At 57.0% G+C, this 14,512-nt stretch carries 12 protein-coding genes; 9 read left to right on the top strand and 3 right to left on the bottom strand.

Annotated elements, in window-relative coordinates; genetic code table 11:
- Nucleotides 1-4: 4 nt before the first annotated feature.
- The 3 genes from HGO37_RS21215 to HGO37_RS21205 form a co-directional block, all read right to left on the bottom strand.
- Nucleotides 5-940, bottom strand: coding sequence for a carbohydrate ABC transporter permease (locus HGO37_RS21215; protein WP_502941442.1), 936 nt, complete (start codon nucleotides 938-940; stop codon nucleotides 5-7).
- A gap of 151 nt (nucleotides 941-1,091) precedes the next feature.
- Nucleotides 1,092-2,351, bottom strand: a complete 1,260-nt coding sequence (locus HGO37_RS21210) for an ABC transporter substrate-binding protein (RefSeq protein ID WP_250985080.1) — start codon at nucleotides 2,349-2,351, stop codon at nucleotides 1,092-1,094.
- Nucleotides 2,352-2,412: 61 nt separating this feature from the next.
- The gene (locus HGO37_RS21205; protein ID WP_250985079.1) at nucleotides 2,413-3,306 is read right to left on the bottom strand and encodes an N-acetylmuramic acid 6-phosphate etherase; all 894 of its coding nucleotides are present in this window, start codon (nucleotides 3,304-3,306) and stop codon (nucleotides 2,413-2,415) included.
- A gap of 208 nt (nucleotides 3,307-3,514) precedes the next feature.
- Here HGO37_RS21205 and HGO37_RS21200 point away from each other — a divergent pair, with 208 nt between their 5' ends.
- The 9 genes from HGO37_RS21200 to HGO37_RS21160 all read left to right on the top strand — a co-directional run bounded on the left by HGO37_RS21200 (nucleotide 3,515) and on the right by HGO37_RS21160 (nucleotide 14,405).
- Nucleotides 3,515-4,402 carry a glucosamine kinase nucleotide-binding domain-containing protein gene (locus tag HGO37_RS21200; protein WP_250985078.1) on the top strand — a complete coding sequence of 296 codons (888 nt, stop codon included), beginning with the start codon at nucleotides 3,515-3,517 and terminating at the stop codon, nucleotides 4,400-4,402.
- Entirely contained in the window at nucleotides 4,399-5,163 is a 765-nt protein-coding gene (locus HGO37_RS21195; protein ID WP_250985077.1) for a GntR family transcriptional regulator, read from the top strand. The genes HGO37_RS21200 and HGO37_RS21195 overlap by 4 nt, the downstream gene beginning before the upstream one ends.
- Nucleotides 5,164-5,197: 34 nt before the next feature.
- The gene (locus HGO37_RS21190) at nucleotides 5,198-6,220 is read left to right on the top strand and encodes an SIS domain-containing protein (protein WP_250985076.1); all 1,023 of its coding nucleotides are present in this window, start codon (nucleotides 5,198-5,200) and stop codon (nucleotides 6,218-6,220) included.
- Nucleotides 6,217-7,377, top strand: a complete 1,161-nt coding sequence (gene nagA / locus HGO37_RS21185) for an N-acetylglucosamine-6-phosphate deacetylase (protein WP_502941445.1) — start codon at nucleotides 6,217-6,219, stop codon at nucleotides 7,375-7,377. The genes HGO37_RS21190 and nagA overlap by 4 nt, the downstream gene beginning before the upstream one ends.
- Nucleotides 7,378-7,650: 273 nt before the next feature.
- Nucleotides 7,651-8,574 (top strand): helix-turn-helix domain-containing protein, encoded by a 924-nt coding sequence (locus HGO37_RS21180; RefSeq protein WP_250985074.1) that lies wholly within the window; start codon nucleotides 7,651-7,653, stop codon nucleotides 8,572-8,574.
- 41 nt (nucleotides 8,575-8,615) lie between these two features.
- Nucleotides 8,616-10,760 carry a TonB-dependent receptor gene (locus HGO37_RS21175; RefSeq protein ID WP_250985073.1) on the top strand — a complete coding sequence of 715 codons (2,145 nt, stop codon included), beginning with the start codon at nucleotides 8,616-8,618 and terminating at the stop codon, nucleotides 10,758-10,760.
- A gap of 53 nt (nucleotides 10,761-10,813) precedes the next feature.
- The gene (locus HGO37_RS21170; RefSeq protein WP_250985072.1) at nucleotides 10,814-11,647 is read left to right on the top strand and encodes an ABC transporter substrate-binding protein; all 834 of its coding nucleotides are present in this window, start codon (nucleotides 10,814-10,816) and stop codon (nucleotides 11,645-11,647) included.
- On the top strand, nucleotides 11,644-13,614 hold the full coding sequence (gene fhuB / locus HGO37_RS21165) for a Fe(3+)-hydroxamate ABC transporter permease FhuB (protein WP_250985071.1): 1,971 nt from the start codon (nucleotides 11,644-11,646) through the stop codon (nucleotides 13,612-13,614). The genes HGO37_RS21170 and fhuB overlap by 4 nt, the downstream gene beginning before the upstream one ends.
- Nucleotides 13,611-14,405: an ABC transporter ATP-binding protein gene (locus HGO37_RS21160; RefSeq protein WP_250985070.1), complete on the top strand. Its 795-nt coding sequence runs from the start codon at nucleotides 13,611-13,613 to the stop codon at nucleotides 14,403-14,405. The genes fhuB and HGO37_RS21160 overlap by 4 nt, the downstream gene beginning before the upstream one ends.
- Nucleotides 14,406-14,512 lie beyond the last annotated feature (107 nt).

Raw genomic sequence — 14,512 nt, 5'->3', positions numbered from 1 at the left:
CTCCTTAAAATTGATAGCGACGCATGCGACGCTGAATGGCGAAAAGATAGAAGCTGACGCCGGCGAGAATGATGAAGAACATCACGGTTGCAATGGTTGCGCCCATCGAGCGGTCACCGAGCTGAAGCTGGAAACCGAAGAACGTACGGTAAAGCAGAGTGCCGAGAATGTCGGTCGAACCATCCGGTCCGGCGAGCGCCCCTTGCACAGTGTAAACCAGGTCGAAAGCGTTAAAATTGCCGACGAATGTCAGGATCGAAATGATACCGATGGCTGGCAGGATGAGCGGCAGCTTGATCTTCCAGAACTGGCTCCAGCCGGTAATGCCGTCCATTTCAGCAGCTTCGATCACCTCGTCAGGAATATTGAGCAAAGCTGCATAGATCAGCATCATTGGAATACCGACATATTGCCAAACGGAGATCAGGGACACGGCAATCAGCGCCGAGTTCGGGCGACCAAGCCATGGTGCAAACAGGCTCTTCAGATGAACCAGATCAAGCAGCATAGGGGCGATGCCCCACAAAGGCGACAGGATCAGCTTCCAGATGAAACCGACGATAACGAAGGACAAAAGCGTCGGCAGGAAGATCGCGGTGCGGTAAACCGCTGCAAAACGCAGCTTCGGTAGCGACAGCAGGGCCGCCAGCGCGATGCCTATCGGGTTTTGCACCAACATGTGAATGATGAAAAAAATCGTGTTGTTGGTCAGCGCATTCCAGAAGCTGGCCGCCCAGCGCGGTTCACCGAACAACGTCCTGAAGTTCTGTAACCCGACAAAAACCCTTTGCCCATCGACCTCGGTGAAAAAGGAAAGCCACAACGTGCTGCCAAGCGGCACAATCATGACCGCTGTGTAGACGAGAAAGGCCGGCAGCATAAACAGGAATATGTGCCAACGAACGGGGCGTCGGCTGGGCCTTTGATCGATTGAAGTCATGTCGGCGCTCATTGAACCAGCCCGGCTTGCATGAAGAAAATGGATCGCGACATCGTGCAGATGCAACGATACAGGATCGACGTTATAGCGATAGTGATTTTCGGTCAGTGCCCAAGGCGCTTATAAACGCCTTGGGCAAGGGATTGTGCCCTTACTTCGCTGGCTTGTACCAGCTGTCGAGGCCCTTCTGCAGCTTTTCAGCGGCCACAGCAGGCGTGTCGGTACCGTTGATCACGTTTGCAGATTCAACCCAGGTTTCATTTTCCAGGTTTGGCGTTCCGCGCGACAGGATCTGGTAGGTCGAGCGGATTGTCGGCTTGCAGGTTTCGCGCCATGAGACGAATTCCTGTGCCAGCGGATCGGCCATCTTGACGGCTGTCTTGTTCAGGCTGAAGAAGCCCGGCAGCGCATTGGCGTAAAGATCGGCAAACTCCGGCGAAGCAACCCATTCGAGGAACTTCGTGGCTTCTGCAGCATGTTTCGACTTTGCATTCAGACCGACACCAATGTCGGTGTGGTCAGAAATGTAGCAGGTGTCGCCTTCTTTCTCTACCGGCGGTGGGAAGGCACCCATCTTGAACTGTGCCTGCGTGTTGAAGCCGGAGATTTCCCAGGAACCTGCTGGGAAAATCGCTGCGCGACCCAGTGTGAACATGTTCTGGCTGTCAGGATAGGTCTGGGCTTCAAAACCGTCGCCGAGGTAGTCCTTCCACTTGGCGAGAACCTCATAAGGTTTGACCCAGTCGGCGTCGGTCAGCTTCTGCTCGCCCTTGATCAGTGCCAGACGGCCTTCTTCACCCTTCCAGTAGTTCGGACCGATGTTCTGGTAGCCCATGGTTGCGGCCTCCCAAAGGTCCTTCGTACCCATGGCCATAGGCACATAGGTGCCGTCAGCCTTGATCTTGTCGAGGGCTGCAAAGAACTCGGCCTGGGTCTTCGGCACTTCGATCTTCAATTCGTCGAAGGCGTCCTTGTTGTAGATGAAGCCATGAATAACCGAAGCCATTGGCACACAGAAGGTCTGGCTACCATCGTCCGTGGACCACGCAGCCTTGGCGACGTCGGAGAAGTTCTCCATACCGCCATTCTTGGTCAGGTCAGCAAGATAGCCCTTCTTGAACAGTTCAAGCGACGCATCGAAAGGACGGCAGGTGATGAGATCACCGGCAGAACCGGATTCCAGCTTGGCGTTCAGCGCGGCGTTATATTCCGTTGGTGCCATAGGCTGAAAGACCACCTTGATGCCGGGGTTCTTGGCCTCGAATGCCGGAATAAACTTGTCTTTCCAGATAGCGAGGTCGTCGTTGCGCCAGCTTTCGATGGTCAACGTTACGTCCTGCGCCAATGCAATATTGGCATAACCGAGAAGGCTTGCTCCCAGTAGCAGAGCCTTGGTGATATTACGGGTCATCGTTCGTTCTCCCTCTTGATGTGACGCCATCTTGGCGTCCAGCAACTATAATTTTTCCGTCTTATCCGCCGATCAGTGCGAGCGCACGGCGGACATTCTGGCCACTTTGCGAAAGCAAATCTTCGGCTGATTTTTTGTCGCCCGCACCCTTGGCAAGCAGAATAGCAACCTTGACGGAACCGGACGCCTTTTCCACCAGCCGTCCAGCCTCTTCCGTCTCAATCCCGGTCACGCCGGCAACAATCCCTGCCGCACGTGCGATGAGCTTTTTGTTATCGGCCCGCAGATTGACCATGTAGCCGTCATGCACGTGACCAAGCCGGATCGCCATCAAAGTCGAAAACATGTTGAGAGCGATTTTCTGTGCGGTACCAGCGCCCATGCGCGTCGAACCCGCCACGAATTCGGGCGGGGTTTTCAGCATAATGGCAACCTCGCTCAGGCTGAAGAGTTTCGCGTCCGCATTGTTGGCAATGCCGACAATACGCGCGCCTCTTTCCTTTGCGACTTGCGCAACGGCCAGCGCATAGGGCGTCGACCCACTGGCAGATATGATGACAACGCAATCTCCTGCTGCCATCACCGCTTCCGCATCAAGCCGACCTTGCTCAACATCATCCTCAGGACCACCTGGCATTTCAGACAGATTGGCTGTGCCGCCAGCAAACAATATGGCGATCTGTTCTCGCTTGATGCCGAATGTGCCTGGCAATTCCAGCGCGTCAGCCAGCGCCATCAGGCCAGAACTTCCTGCCCCTGCATAGATAAGCTTGTTGCCAGACGAAATGGCTTCTGCAGCAAGCATAGAGGCCGCAGCAATATCGTCCCGCGCCGTGTCCACGGCGCGCGCTGCATCCTGCTGTCCTCCGCTCAGAAGGGCGAGGATCTCACTCGACACCATGGTGTCGAGGCCCTTTGCCCTGTCCTGCAAACCTTCCGTTCCGCCTGCAATCATTTTGAAACTCCCAATGACCAGATTTAATGCCAAAAAAATACCACTTGTCCAGCGTCTTTTAATTTTTCTTTTATTTTTGGGCCCCTTGAGCGTTAAGAACGGGCCATAATCGCCTACTTCAATTGGATTTTTACGAAAAATAGAAAATTATCGAGCCGCTACTTGGAAATTGGTATTTTGTTGGTATTATCAATTGAGGAGACAGTTCATGCATCGATATCTCGTGGGAGTCGACGGCGGCGGCACGAGTTGCCGGGCAGCGGTCGCAGATACTACCGGCAGAATTCTTGGACGTGGCAAAAGCGGCGCATCCAACATCATGACCGCGCCTGATATCGCAATCCAGAACATAACCAAGGCCGCACAAGCCGCATTTATCGATGCTGGTCTTGCGCCTGAACTCATTACAGAGGCCTGCACATATCTCGGTCTTGCTGGTAATAATGTTGAAAACACCGTTTCCTACGTGCTGCCGCGTCTGCCATTCCATCAGTCGGTTATCGAGTCGGACGGACTCATTGCACTTCAGGGTGCACTTGGCGACGGCGACGGATCGATTGCCATTCTTGGAACGGGTACGATCTACATTGCTCGCATCGGCACCGACGTCCGTTACATCGGCGGCTGGGGTTATTATCTCGGCGATCTGGGAAGCGGTGGCAGGCTCGGGCAGATGGCGCTGCAGGAAACACTGCTGGCCTATGACGGCATTGCTCAACACACGTCGATGACGCAGGCGCTGATGGGCGAGTTTTCCAATGACCCACGCAAAATGATTGCCTTTTCACAAAGCGCAATTCCAGGTGATTTTGGTCGCTACGCACCGCGTGTTTTTGAATTCGCAGCGCAGGGAGACGCAGCGGCGCTTGCGCTGCTCAGCCAATCTGTTGGTTCCATTGATCTGGCGCTTGATCGGGTGGCCGAGATATCCAATGGCGGCAGGCTTTGCCTGCTGGGCGGATTGTCGGCACTTTATGCACCATACCTTGCAGAAAGACATCAGCAACGTCTGGTTCAACCGGCAGAGGACGCTCTCTACGGTGCAATCTCGCTTGCCAAAGACACTTTCTTAAAACACGCGGAGAATACAGCATGACCCTGGCGCTGTCTGACCTGTTTTCTCCCGATGATTTGCAGGCGAGCGGCAGCGGCCCGCTTTACATCAAACTGCGTCAATGCCTGGAAAATGCGATTTTGTCCGGTCGGCTGACACATGGTCAGGCCCTTCCTCCAGAGCGTGATCTTGCCGAATTTGCCAATGTCAGCCGCGTCACTGTGCGCAAGGCGGTCGATGATCTGGTGAAGGATGGCCTTTTGACCCGCAAACACGGCTCAGGCACATTCGTCATGCGGCCGGTTTCCCGGCTTCAGCAGCCACTGTCTCAACTGACCTCGTTTACCGAAGATATGGCACGGCGCGGTTACGTCACGCGCTCCGAATGGCTGGGACGCGGTCTGTTTTCCCCGTCCCCGGACGAGATGATGATGCTTGGCCTGAAGGTCGGCATGCTGGTTGCACGTCTGGAGCGACTGCGAATCGCCAACGAGTTGCCGCTTGCCATCGAGAGGGCCAGCCTCGCCTCCGACATATTGCCGGAACCGAAAGTCATCGAAGCGTCCTTATATGCCGAACTTCGCCGCACCGGTTACAGCCCTGTGCGTGCCGTGCAACGGATTTCGGCGTGCAACGTCAATCGTGAGGATGCAGCACTGCTCGCCGTTCCCGAAGGGTCGGCTGGTCTTGCAATCGAACGAATATCCTACCTCGACTCCGGCCGGGTCGTGGAACTGACCCGCTCGCTTTATCGCGGCGATGCCTATGATTTCGTCGCGGAGATGACGCTGACGGACGGCTGATCAAATTCGGTAAATGTGACAAGGAAGAATAGATATGCCGACAAATATGCGACGTGAAATCAATGAAATTCCAGAAGCAGCAGAACGGCTGCTCACACAGTCGCATGGCGTGCTGCAGGCCACCGGCAAAGCACTGCGCGAAAGGGATCCAGATTTCCTCATTACCATTGCACGCGGCTCGTCCGATCACGCCGCACATTTCCTCAAATATGCCATCGAGCAGCAGGCTGGTCGCGGAGTGGCATCGATTGGTCCTTCGCTTGCTTCGATTTATGGCAAGTCGCTGAAGCTTGATCGTGCGGCGGCAATATCCATTTCCCAATCGGGAAAAAGCCCTGATATCGTTGCACTCGCCCAGTCGGCAACTCAAGCTGGTGCGTTGACGATTTCACTGACCAACACCAAACCGTCACCGCTCTCCGATGCATGTGCCCATCCGGTTGATATCAATGCGGGTCCGGAACTTGCGGTCGCCGCCACCAAGTCCTTTTTCAACTCGGTGCTGGCTGGCCTAGCCATACTCTCGGAATGGACACTCGACACCGAACTTCAAAAGTCGATCCGGCAGCTTCCAGAAAAACTGACAGAGGCTGTTAAGCTGGATTGGCACGAGCTTTCCGATGAGCTTGGTGAAGCTGAATCGCTCTACATGCTGGGCAGAGGCCCCTCGCTGGCGATTGCGAGTGAAGCAGCCCTGAAGTTCAAGGAGACATCAGAAATGCATGCCGAGGCCTATTCCAGCGCCGAGGTTTTGCATGGCCCGATCGCACTTGTTGACCGCCGTTTCCCGGTCGTGACATTTGCGGCACGGGACGCTGCCCTTTCCTCTGTTCTGGCAACTGCGGATGGTCTTGCTGAAAAGGGCGCTCTGGCTTTCATCTCTGCCGATGGCGCTGCCCACGCACGGCGTTTGCCGTTTATTGAAACCGGCCATCCCTTCACTGATGCCCTTGCGCTGATCGTACCGTTTTATGGTTTTGTTGAAGCATGGTCACGCGCTCGTGGGTTTAATCCGGATGCCCCTGCAGCGCTTAAAAAAGTGACGGAGACCCGCTGACCATGGCAACTGCACTGACGAATGCACGGATTTTCGACGGGCATGACTGGCATCAAGACAAATGCCTGCTGATCGATGACGGCAAGGTTTCCGGTCTGCTGATAAAGAATGACATTCCCGCCGACACACGGCTGGTTGATGCTGCAGGCTTGATCATTGTGCCGGGCTTCATTGATCTTCAGGTGAATGGCGGCGGCGGTGTGATGTTGAATGACGAGCGCTCGGTCGATGGCATTCGCCAGATTTGTGCCGCCCATGCGAAATTCGGCACAACGGCCCTGCTGCCAACTTTGATCACCGATACCCCGGAGATAACCGCGTCGGCTATCGAAGCCGGTTTAAAAGCGAAAGCTGAAAAGGTTCCCGGATTTCTGGGGCTGCATCTGGAAGGACCTCATCTTTCCGTTGTGCGCAAAGGCACACACCATCCGGAGCTGATCAGGCCGATGGAAGATACCGACCTGCAACGCCTTCTGGCGATCGGTGGCAGTTTCGACGCCTTGATGATCACGATCGCGCCGGAAAACACCACGCAAGAACAGGTTCGTGCACTTGCCGATAGCGGTTTCATTGTCAGTCTCGGGCATACCAACGCAACCTATGACATTGTGAAGGATTATGTCGCGGCGGGGGCACAGACCGTGACCCATCTGTTCAACGCCATGAGCCAGATCGAAAACCGCGCACCGGGCCTCGTGGGTGCGACGCTTGATCTCGGCGAACTGTCCACCGGCATTATCGCCGATGGTTTTCACGTTCATCCCGCAGTGATTGATCTTGCTCTGCGCGCCAAGCGTGGACCCGGACGGATTTTCCTTGTGACCGACGCGATGTCCAGCATCGGCACGGACTTGACCGGACTGACACTCAACGGGCGTCACATTTTCCGCAAGGATGGACGCCTGACACTGGCAGATGGCACGCTCGCCGGCGCAGACATCGATATGCTGTCGTCGGTTCTTTACGTCCATCGGAAATTGGGCCTCGAATTCGAAGAAGCGGTACGGATGGCCAGTCTTTACCCGGCAAAAGCCGCCCATGTGGCGGACCGGAAAGGTCGATTGATGAGCGGATATGATGCCGATTTTGTTGTGCTGAGCAAAGACTATCAGCTGCAACACACCTGGATCGGCGGCGAACAGGTCTATACCGCCTGACGACAACATCGACCTCACGGTCGATCTCGATGCGTTACTGCGTCCTACGTTTCGGCACGATTATTCGTGTCTGACGCACCCTTCTGCCGCACGTGATTCCGCGCTCAGTTTCATCAATCGACCGCTCACCAAAGCCAGTGTCTCCAAACCCGAAAACGATCTCCAAATGGCAGACGTAATCCGAAAACTTGACCCGACGTCAGTCTAACTATGGACGCAGAACAATAGATGAGTATATTAGTATAGTTTATTAAGTTGTCTGTGGAAGCCTTGATGCATACCAAAGCAGAGTTCACACCAAAAATGCAGACCAATGTTCATTCTCTGCGAACGTTGGAACCGCTTTCATGGCGACGCTTTGCCGGCACAATTGCCGATGTATGGTCCATCCGCGGCAAGGCAGGAGCTGGCGGCTTCTACGTGTCTCCGGATCCACGCATCGTCATAATGCTGGATGACGACATCCCAGCCCATTCTCTAACGACAAAAAAAGATGCCGATGAAAAACGCGGCGTGGGGGCGTTTTATATCCCAGCGGGTGTGCCTTTATGGAGCCGGCTGGAAACGGCCCAGGATTTCAGCCATATCGATTTTCATTTCGAGACATCGGCGCTTCATGCGCGCCTGGGTGCCGCAGGCATCAACGGCGACCTGACAAAACCGAGATTTATCGGTTTGAATGACGTTCTGGCGACGATCGGCCGGATGGCGGCAAAGGAAGTGCGCCAACCGAGCCGTGGCGACATGATGCTTGATGGCCTGTTCAGAGCGGCATTGGGGGAAATTTTCACCACGGCAACCGATGTCGTCGCCCCAGCTCCCGGCAATCTCACACCCCACAAACTTTCAGCACTCAAGCGCTTTCTTCAGGAAAACATGACGCGCCAAGTCACCGTCGCAGAAATGGCCACGGTTGCGGGCCTTTCTCCGAGCTGGTTTGCCCATTGCTTCAGCACGCAACATGGAGAGACCCCGCAGCGCTGGCAGGCGCGTTTAAGGCTGGAGACAGCCTGTGAAATGGTGGCGGAAACGTCCATGTCTTTCGCAGAGATCGCACACGCCACCGGTTTTTCCGATCAGGCCCATCTATCACGCGTGTTTCGTGCGAAATACGGCCAACCGCCATCGCGCTGGAGACGTGAGCGATTTCCAAAGCCCTGTTCAAAACGCAACAGCCCTGTTCAAGACATTATTTAATAGTGGAGTTAGACGCTCATGATATTTTCTTTGGGGGTATCATGATGTTGCACACCAAATCGACCGCATCTCTCATGCTGGGCGTCAGCCTTTCCGCGTTGCTTTCCGTCTCCGCCTTTGCGCAGGATGAGCAGAACGGCACTCGCTCGACGTTTCTGGGTGTGATCAACGTCACGGGCGGCGAAAACCCCACAGCCCCATTGGAAAGCAGTGTTGCAAAGACTGCAGCAACCAGCAAGACGAGCCGTACGATCCTTGAGACGCAGTCCTCCGTTTCGGTCGTGCCCCGCGCTCAGATCGATGCGATTGGTGCCACCAACCTTGCCTCCGCCCTTCGATATTCCGCTGGCGTTATCACCGAGAACTATGGCGGTGACCCGCGCTTCGACAGTCTGTATCTGCGCGGCTTCAACCTGGAAAACGACAAGTTTCTCGATGGCCTGCGCCTGATGCGTTCAACGCAGTTCCCTACCAGCGCGCCGTCATTTGAACTTTATGGCCTTGAGCGCGTCGAAGTGCTGCGCGGCCCGGCATCCGTTCTTTACGGTGCAGGAACACCTGCAGGTCTGGTCAACTCCATCCAGAAGCGGGCCCAGGCTGACGGCGATTTCAGCGAAGTGGGCGTGGGTTTCGACACCAACAGCTCCCTTTCGACCTTCGGCGATGTAAACCGGGTCGTTAATGAGGATTTCTCCTACCGCCTGACCGGAAAGGTCAGCAACGAAAGAACCGATGTCCACGAGATCGACAACAAGCGTCTCTATCTCGGGCTTTCTGCCAGCTATGCACTGGGCGACGCAACTGAACTGGAGCTGATGGGTAGCCTCCACAAAGACAAGCCGATGACGCCGACTGGCGTACCGGACAGTTTCGTGGGCGTTTATAACGACAAGGATTTGCGCGATTTCTACTTCGGTGACGATTCCGTCGACGATAGTGACCGCACCATGGGCACCCTGTCGGCCGGCATTACGCATGAGTTCGAAAACAACTGGAAGCTGAACGGCACCTTCCGTTATACGAGCCATGACTGGAATTATCACAGCATGTACCTTGATCCCGCAACCGGCAGCTCGGTGGGACGCGGCATCATCACGCAGGACGAGTCCTTCAGCGCCCTTGCAGCTGATGTCCGTCTTTCCGGCGAAGTTTACACCGGTGACGTAACACACAACCTCGTATTCGGTCTCGACGCCCAGAAGCTGCGGGAAAAGGCCTATACCGGCTTTTCCTATTCCAGCGCCATCGATTATCTTTCCCCAACCTATGGCGGTCTGAGCATCGCGGCCCCATGGTATACCGCCAACAAGAATGTCGACGCGACGCAAGTCGGCCTTTATGCACTGGATGAATTGGCGCTTGGCAATTGGCGTGCGACACTCGGTTTGCGCCAGGAATGGACAGACCAGTCCGGTGCCAACGTGACCAATTTCGGCGGCACGACGAATTTTGACCGCCGCGACCATCAGGCAACCGGCCATGCTGGCCTTGGTTATGTCTGGGATAGTGGCGTCGCGACCTACGTCTCCTACTCCACCTCATACCTGCCCCAACCTGGCTTTGATATTGAGAATGTCGCGCTGAACCCAACGCATGGCAAGCAGTGGGAAGTGGGTGTGAAATACGAACCCACCGCCTTTGACGGCCTGTTTTCCGCTGCGCTCTACGACTTGCGGGAAACCGACCGCAACACAACCGTGTTTGAAGATATTGGTGGCGTCACGATCTCCGGTATCCGTCAGATCGGCAAGGCACAGGTTCGCGGTCTTGAACTGGAAGCAGCGGCAGAAATTGCAGACGGTTGGACGGTCAAGAGTGCTTACACCTATTCTACGACCGAGATTCTTGCAGGCCTGAACTCCGGCAACGAGCTGGCGAACACCCCACGCCACGCCGCAAGTATCTGGCTCTCACACACCATCAACAATGGCGCGCTGGAAGGCCTGACGCTCGGTGCCGGTGTCCGTCATATCGGCACTCGCTTCAGTTCAGATGCCAACACTCTGAAGTTGGACGCTGTAACGCTTCTCGACCTGGGCGCAAGCTACAAGTGGGACAACGGTCTGGTCGGACGTCTGAACATCTCTAACGTCACGGATGAGGCCTACATTTCTGCAATCGGTCTTAACTCGGCCTATTTCGGAAACGGCCGCAACATACAGGCGAGCCTGACCTATAAATGGTGAATGGTGCCCAATCGGGCGATTTGACCAGACGCACACTTCTCGGAGGCATGGCCTTGGCCTTGCTTCCCCGGAACGCTGTTGCGGTAGGCTCATCATCCGGACCACGGCTTGCCGCAATTGACTGGGCGATGGCCGAAACCGCCGCGATGCTTGGCCATCCGCCCGCAGCGATTGCCGAATTGCGCAGTTTTCGGAGCATTCTGGAAACGCAAATACCACAAGACACGGTTGATCTGGGCCTGCGCGGCTCACCAAACCTCGAGGCCCTGAGCCTCGTAGCACCCGACCTCATTCTTTCGTCGAGTTATTACGTGACCTACGCGCCGAAACTGGAGCGCATCGCCCCTGTGTTTTCGCAGTCAATCTTCGTACCGGGTGAACCAGTCCTGCCGAAGGTTATGAACCTGCTGACCAGCATGGCGCAGCGGATGGATTTACCCGCGCTCGGGCAAAACGCACAGCGCGCCGCCGCTGACGCGGTCGCATCCCTCAGCGCACGCGTTCAACGCTGGAGTGACAGGCCCTTCCTGCTTATCGAGATCGGAGATCCGCGTCATGTCCGCGTCTATGGTACCGACAGCCTGTTTGGCGGCATGACCGAGGCAATCGGACTGCGCAATGCCTGGGGATCAGGCACCCGTTTCGCATTCGCCGCCCCCGTCCCGATGGAAAGCATCGTGCAATTTTCGGACGCCTGGCTGGTCATAACAGGTGATGTTCCCATCCAGACAGAAAACGGGCTTTCCCGCTCGGCGCTGTGGAATGCACTGCCGTCAGTGCGTGCCGGTCGTGTCTTGCGGATCGGCGACATGAACGGTTTTGGCGGCATGCCCTCAGCCCTTCAGTTCGCTCGAGAACTGGCGCGGTCGCTGGAGGAACGGGCATGAGATTATGGCCCCTTGCGACCGGAAGCGTCATGGCGGCCGGTCTCTGGTTTCTTGCCGCATTATATGCCCTGCCCGTCATGAGCTGGCCAGCCCTGCCTTGGCATGCGACCGACATGACGATTGAGCAGATCCTGCTGGCCTTTGGTCTGGTACCCCGCGCGGCGGTCGCCCTGCTTGTCGGTGCACTGCTGGGATTGGCAGGCGCGTTGATGCAGGCTGTCCTGCGTAACCCCCTGGCTGATCCGACCACATTGGGTACGGCCGCTGGCGCACAACTCGCCATCGTTATGGCAACGGTATTTGCGCCCGGTTTGCTGGCTGGTGGCAATCTGCTGGTCGGGCTCGGTGGCGCGGCCGTGGCAACCCTTCTGGTGATGACGATCGGTGCGCAAAGGAATTATGCGCCGGTGACAATCACGATCACCGGCATGCTGGTGGGCATGCTTGCATCGGCAGTCGCCATGGCAGTCACCCTCTCACAAGGACATTACCTGCTGACACTGGTTTTGTGGAACGGCGGTGCGCTGACACAGAACGATTTTGTTCCTGCCTTGCGTCTTTTTCTATGCCTGCTCGCAGCGCTGGTTGGCGCCGCTTTGCTCGCCCGGCCACTGACCGTCATGTCTCTCGGCGCGGAAGGTGCCCGGGGTCTAGGTCTTGGCGTTGCGGGGCTGCGCTCAGCAACCCTATGCCTTGCCGTTCTTCTGTCGGCACTCGTCTCTGCCGAGGTCGGTTTGGTCGGCTTCGTTGGACTGGCGGCGCCGGCAATCGCCCGCAGTCTCGGCGCCCGCACCATTTTGCAACGGCTGATAATCGCGTCAGTGTCCGGAGCCCTGCTGCTGTCGCTCACCGACAACATCCTATTGTTGGTCGCCGCACTCGGCGGACCTTCCCTACCGACCGGAGCACTGACCGGACTGATCGGCGGGCCGCTGCTGATCTGGCTTCTTCCCCGAATGCAGGCAACCGTGCCGCAGACGGCCGAGGATGGCAGGCACACCCAGCCGCGCTCAGACAATCCGGTCCGGCTTTTGAGCATTATTACCCTTCTGACAGGCGTCACTTTCGTTATCTGCCTGTTTACTGGACGTGGTCCCGAAGGCTGGAATATCGTGCCCTCCGCGCTGCGCGATACGTTTTTGCCAATTCGAGCAACTGTGCTTGTTGCCGCTGCGTCAGCCGGCGCACTGCTTGCCATTTCAGGTGCCGTTCTGCAGCGATTGACGGCCAATCCGATGGCTGCGCCCGAGGTTCTGGGTGTCACCGGAGGAAGCGCATTGGGCTACGCCGCCACGGTCTTTCTGATCTCCGAACCATCAGGCTTTGCACTGGCGCTTGGAACAGCGTCGGGCGGCACGCTGGCTCTGGCAAGCCTTTCAATCTTTGTGCTGCGCCGGGACATGGCACCGGCCCGGATTCTGCTTGCCGGCCTGGCGATTGGAGCGCTCGCCTCCGCCGTGTTGATGGCGATCATGGCATCGAGCAGTCCTCAGGCCTGGTCCATACTCGGATGGCTGGCGGGCAGTGCATCTTCGGTTACGTCAGGTGGGGCGACAATACTTGCAACGCTGGCACTTGCCCTGCTTTTTATCCCGCTCGTTACGGCACGCTGGTTGGAAATGCTGCCGCTTGGTGCGGAAACTGTATCGGCGCTTGGGCTTCCTGTCCGGCGTGTTCAGTTCCTCCTTATCATGACTGCGGGACTTGCGACGGGCGCAGCCACAACCTTTGTCGGGCCGGTCAGTTTCGTTGGCCTGATGGCGCCGCATCTTGCCCGCAGTGCCGGCCTCGTCCGCCCACGGTCTTTCCTGTTGGCCAGCTGGATGCTCGGTGCCTTGCTGATGGTACTTGCAGCCTTTGGCGCGCGCACCGCCACATATCCCTATGAACTGCCTATCGGGCTTTTCGCAACGCTCATCGGTGTGCCGTGGCTGTTCATTCTTCTTCTCAGAAAAGGCCAAGCATGACCCTCTTCGCTTTGTCCGGCGTTAGCTACAGCGTCCCACGCCGCCAATTGATCGACGGGCTCGATCTTGAGCTTGAGCCGGGCGTCGTGACCGCGCTCGTCGGGCGCAACGGGTCGGGCAAATCGACGCTTCTCCGGTTGCTTGCCGGGCAGGCACGTCCATCCGCTGGCTCCATTGCCTATCATGGGCGCGCGCTCAGCGACTGGCGCCGACAAGAGCTCGCCCGCGATCTTGCGTATTTGCCACAGGTCACGCCTCCGGCTGAAGGCATGCAACTCGGCGAACTCGTTGCACTCGGTCGTTACCCCTGGCGTGGTGCACTGGGGCGCTTGAGATCGGAAGACAGACAAGCCATCGCATCTGCCGTCGCGCGATGCGGCGTGTCGCATCTGACAGAACGGCTGGTCGACACGCTGTCAGGCGGAGAACGGCAGCGCGGCTGGATCGCCATGATGCTGGCGCAGGGTGCCCGCACCTTGCTGCTCGACGAACCGATCTCCGCGCTCGATGTGGCGCATCAGGTGGAGGTGCTCGGACTGGTGCACAATATGTGCCGCGAAACGGGACTCTCGGCCGTCATTGTGCTGCATGATGTCAACATGGCCGCCCGCTACTGCGACCGTGTCGTGGCACTTGGTGGGGGCAAGCTGCTGCTCAACGGCCCCATCTCACACCTCATGACCCCGGGCGCACTGATGCAGGTTTATGGACTGCCTATGACGGTGGCTTTGCAGGACGGTGATGCCTTCGCGCTTCCGCGCAATAAGCGGATATGCAAAGAAAAGCCCTAGGGGGCCCCACCTATCCAAAACCTTTCAAACTGCAAGCTTTCAGCTTAACCCTTGGGGATTGGGAGATGGTTGCAGTGAAGGCGACGACGGCTTTTTCATCATCAGGA

This window comes from Rhizobium sp. CG4, from assembly GCF_023701965.1.
Taxonomy (GTDB): Bacteria; Pseudomonadota; Alphaproteobacteria; order Rhizobiales; family Rhizobiaceae; genus Agrobacterium.
The sequence above is the reverse complement of the archived record's forward strand: the minus strand, read 5'-3'. Positions and strand labels throughout refer to the sequence as shown.

What these genes read in the sequence shown, in the direction of transcription:
- HGO37_RS21215 (WP_502941442.1), bottom strand. Translation starts at nt 940, where the DNA reads ATGACTTCAATCGATCAAAGGCCCAGCCGACGCCCCGTTCGTTGGCAC.
- HGO37_RS21210 (WP_250985080.1), bottom strand. Translation starts at nt 2,351, where the DNA reads ATGACCCGTAATATCACCAAGGCTCTGCTACTGGGAGCAAGCCTTCTC.
- HGO37_RS21205 (WP_250985079.1), bottom strand. Translation starts at nt 3,306, where the DNA reads ATGATTGCAGGCGGAACGGAAGGTTTGCAGGACAGGGCAAAGGGCCTC.
- HGO37_RS21200 (WP_250985078.1), top strand. Translation starts at nt 3,515, where the DNA reads ATGCATCGATATCTCGTGGGAGTCGACGGCGGCGGCACGAGTTGCCGG.
- HGO37_RS21195 (WP_250985077.1), top strand. Translation starts at nt 4,399, where the DNA reads ATGACCCTGGCGCTGTCTGACCTGTTTTCTCCCGATGATTTGCAGGCG.
- HGO37_RS21190 (WP_250985076.1), top strand. Translation starts at nt 5,198, where the DNA reads ATGCCGACAAATATGCGACGTGAAATCAATGAAATTCCAGAAGCAGCA.
- HGO37_RS21180 (WP_250985074.1), top strand. Translation starts at nt 7,651, where the DNA reads ATGCATACCAAAGCAGAGTTCACACCAAAAATGCAGACCAATGTTCAT.
- HGO37_RS21175 (WP_250985073.1), top strand. Translation starts at nt 8,616, where the DNA reads ATGATGTTGCACACCAAATCGACCGCATCTCTCATGCTGGGCGTCAGC.
- fhuB (WP_250985071.1), top strand. Translation starts at nt 11,644, where the DNA reads ATGAGATTATGGCCCCTTGCGACCGGAAGCGTCATGGCGGCCGGTCTC.
- HGO37_RS21160 (WP_250985070.1), top strand. Translation starts at nt 13,611, where the DNA reads ATGACCCTCTTCGCTTTGTCCGGCGTTAGCTACAGCGTCCCACGCCGC.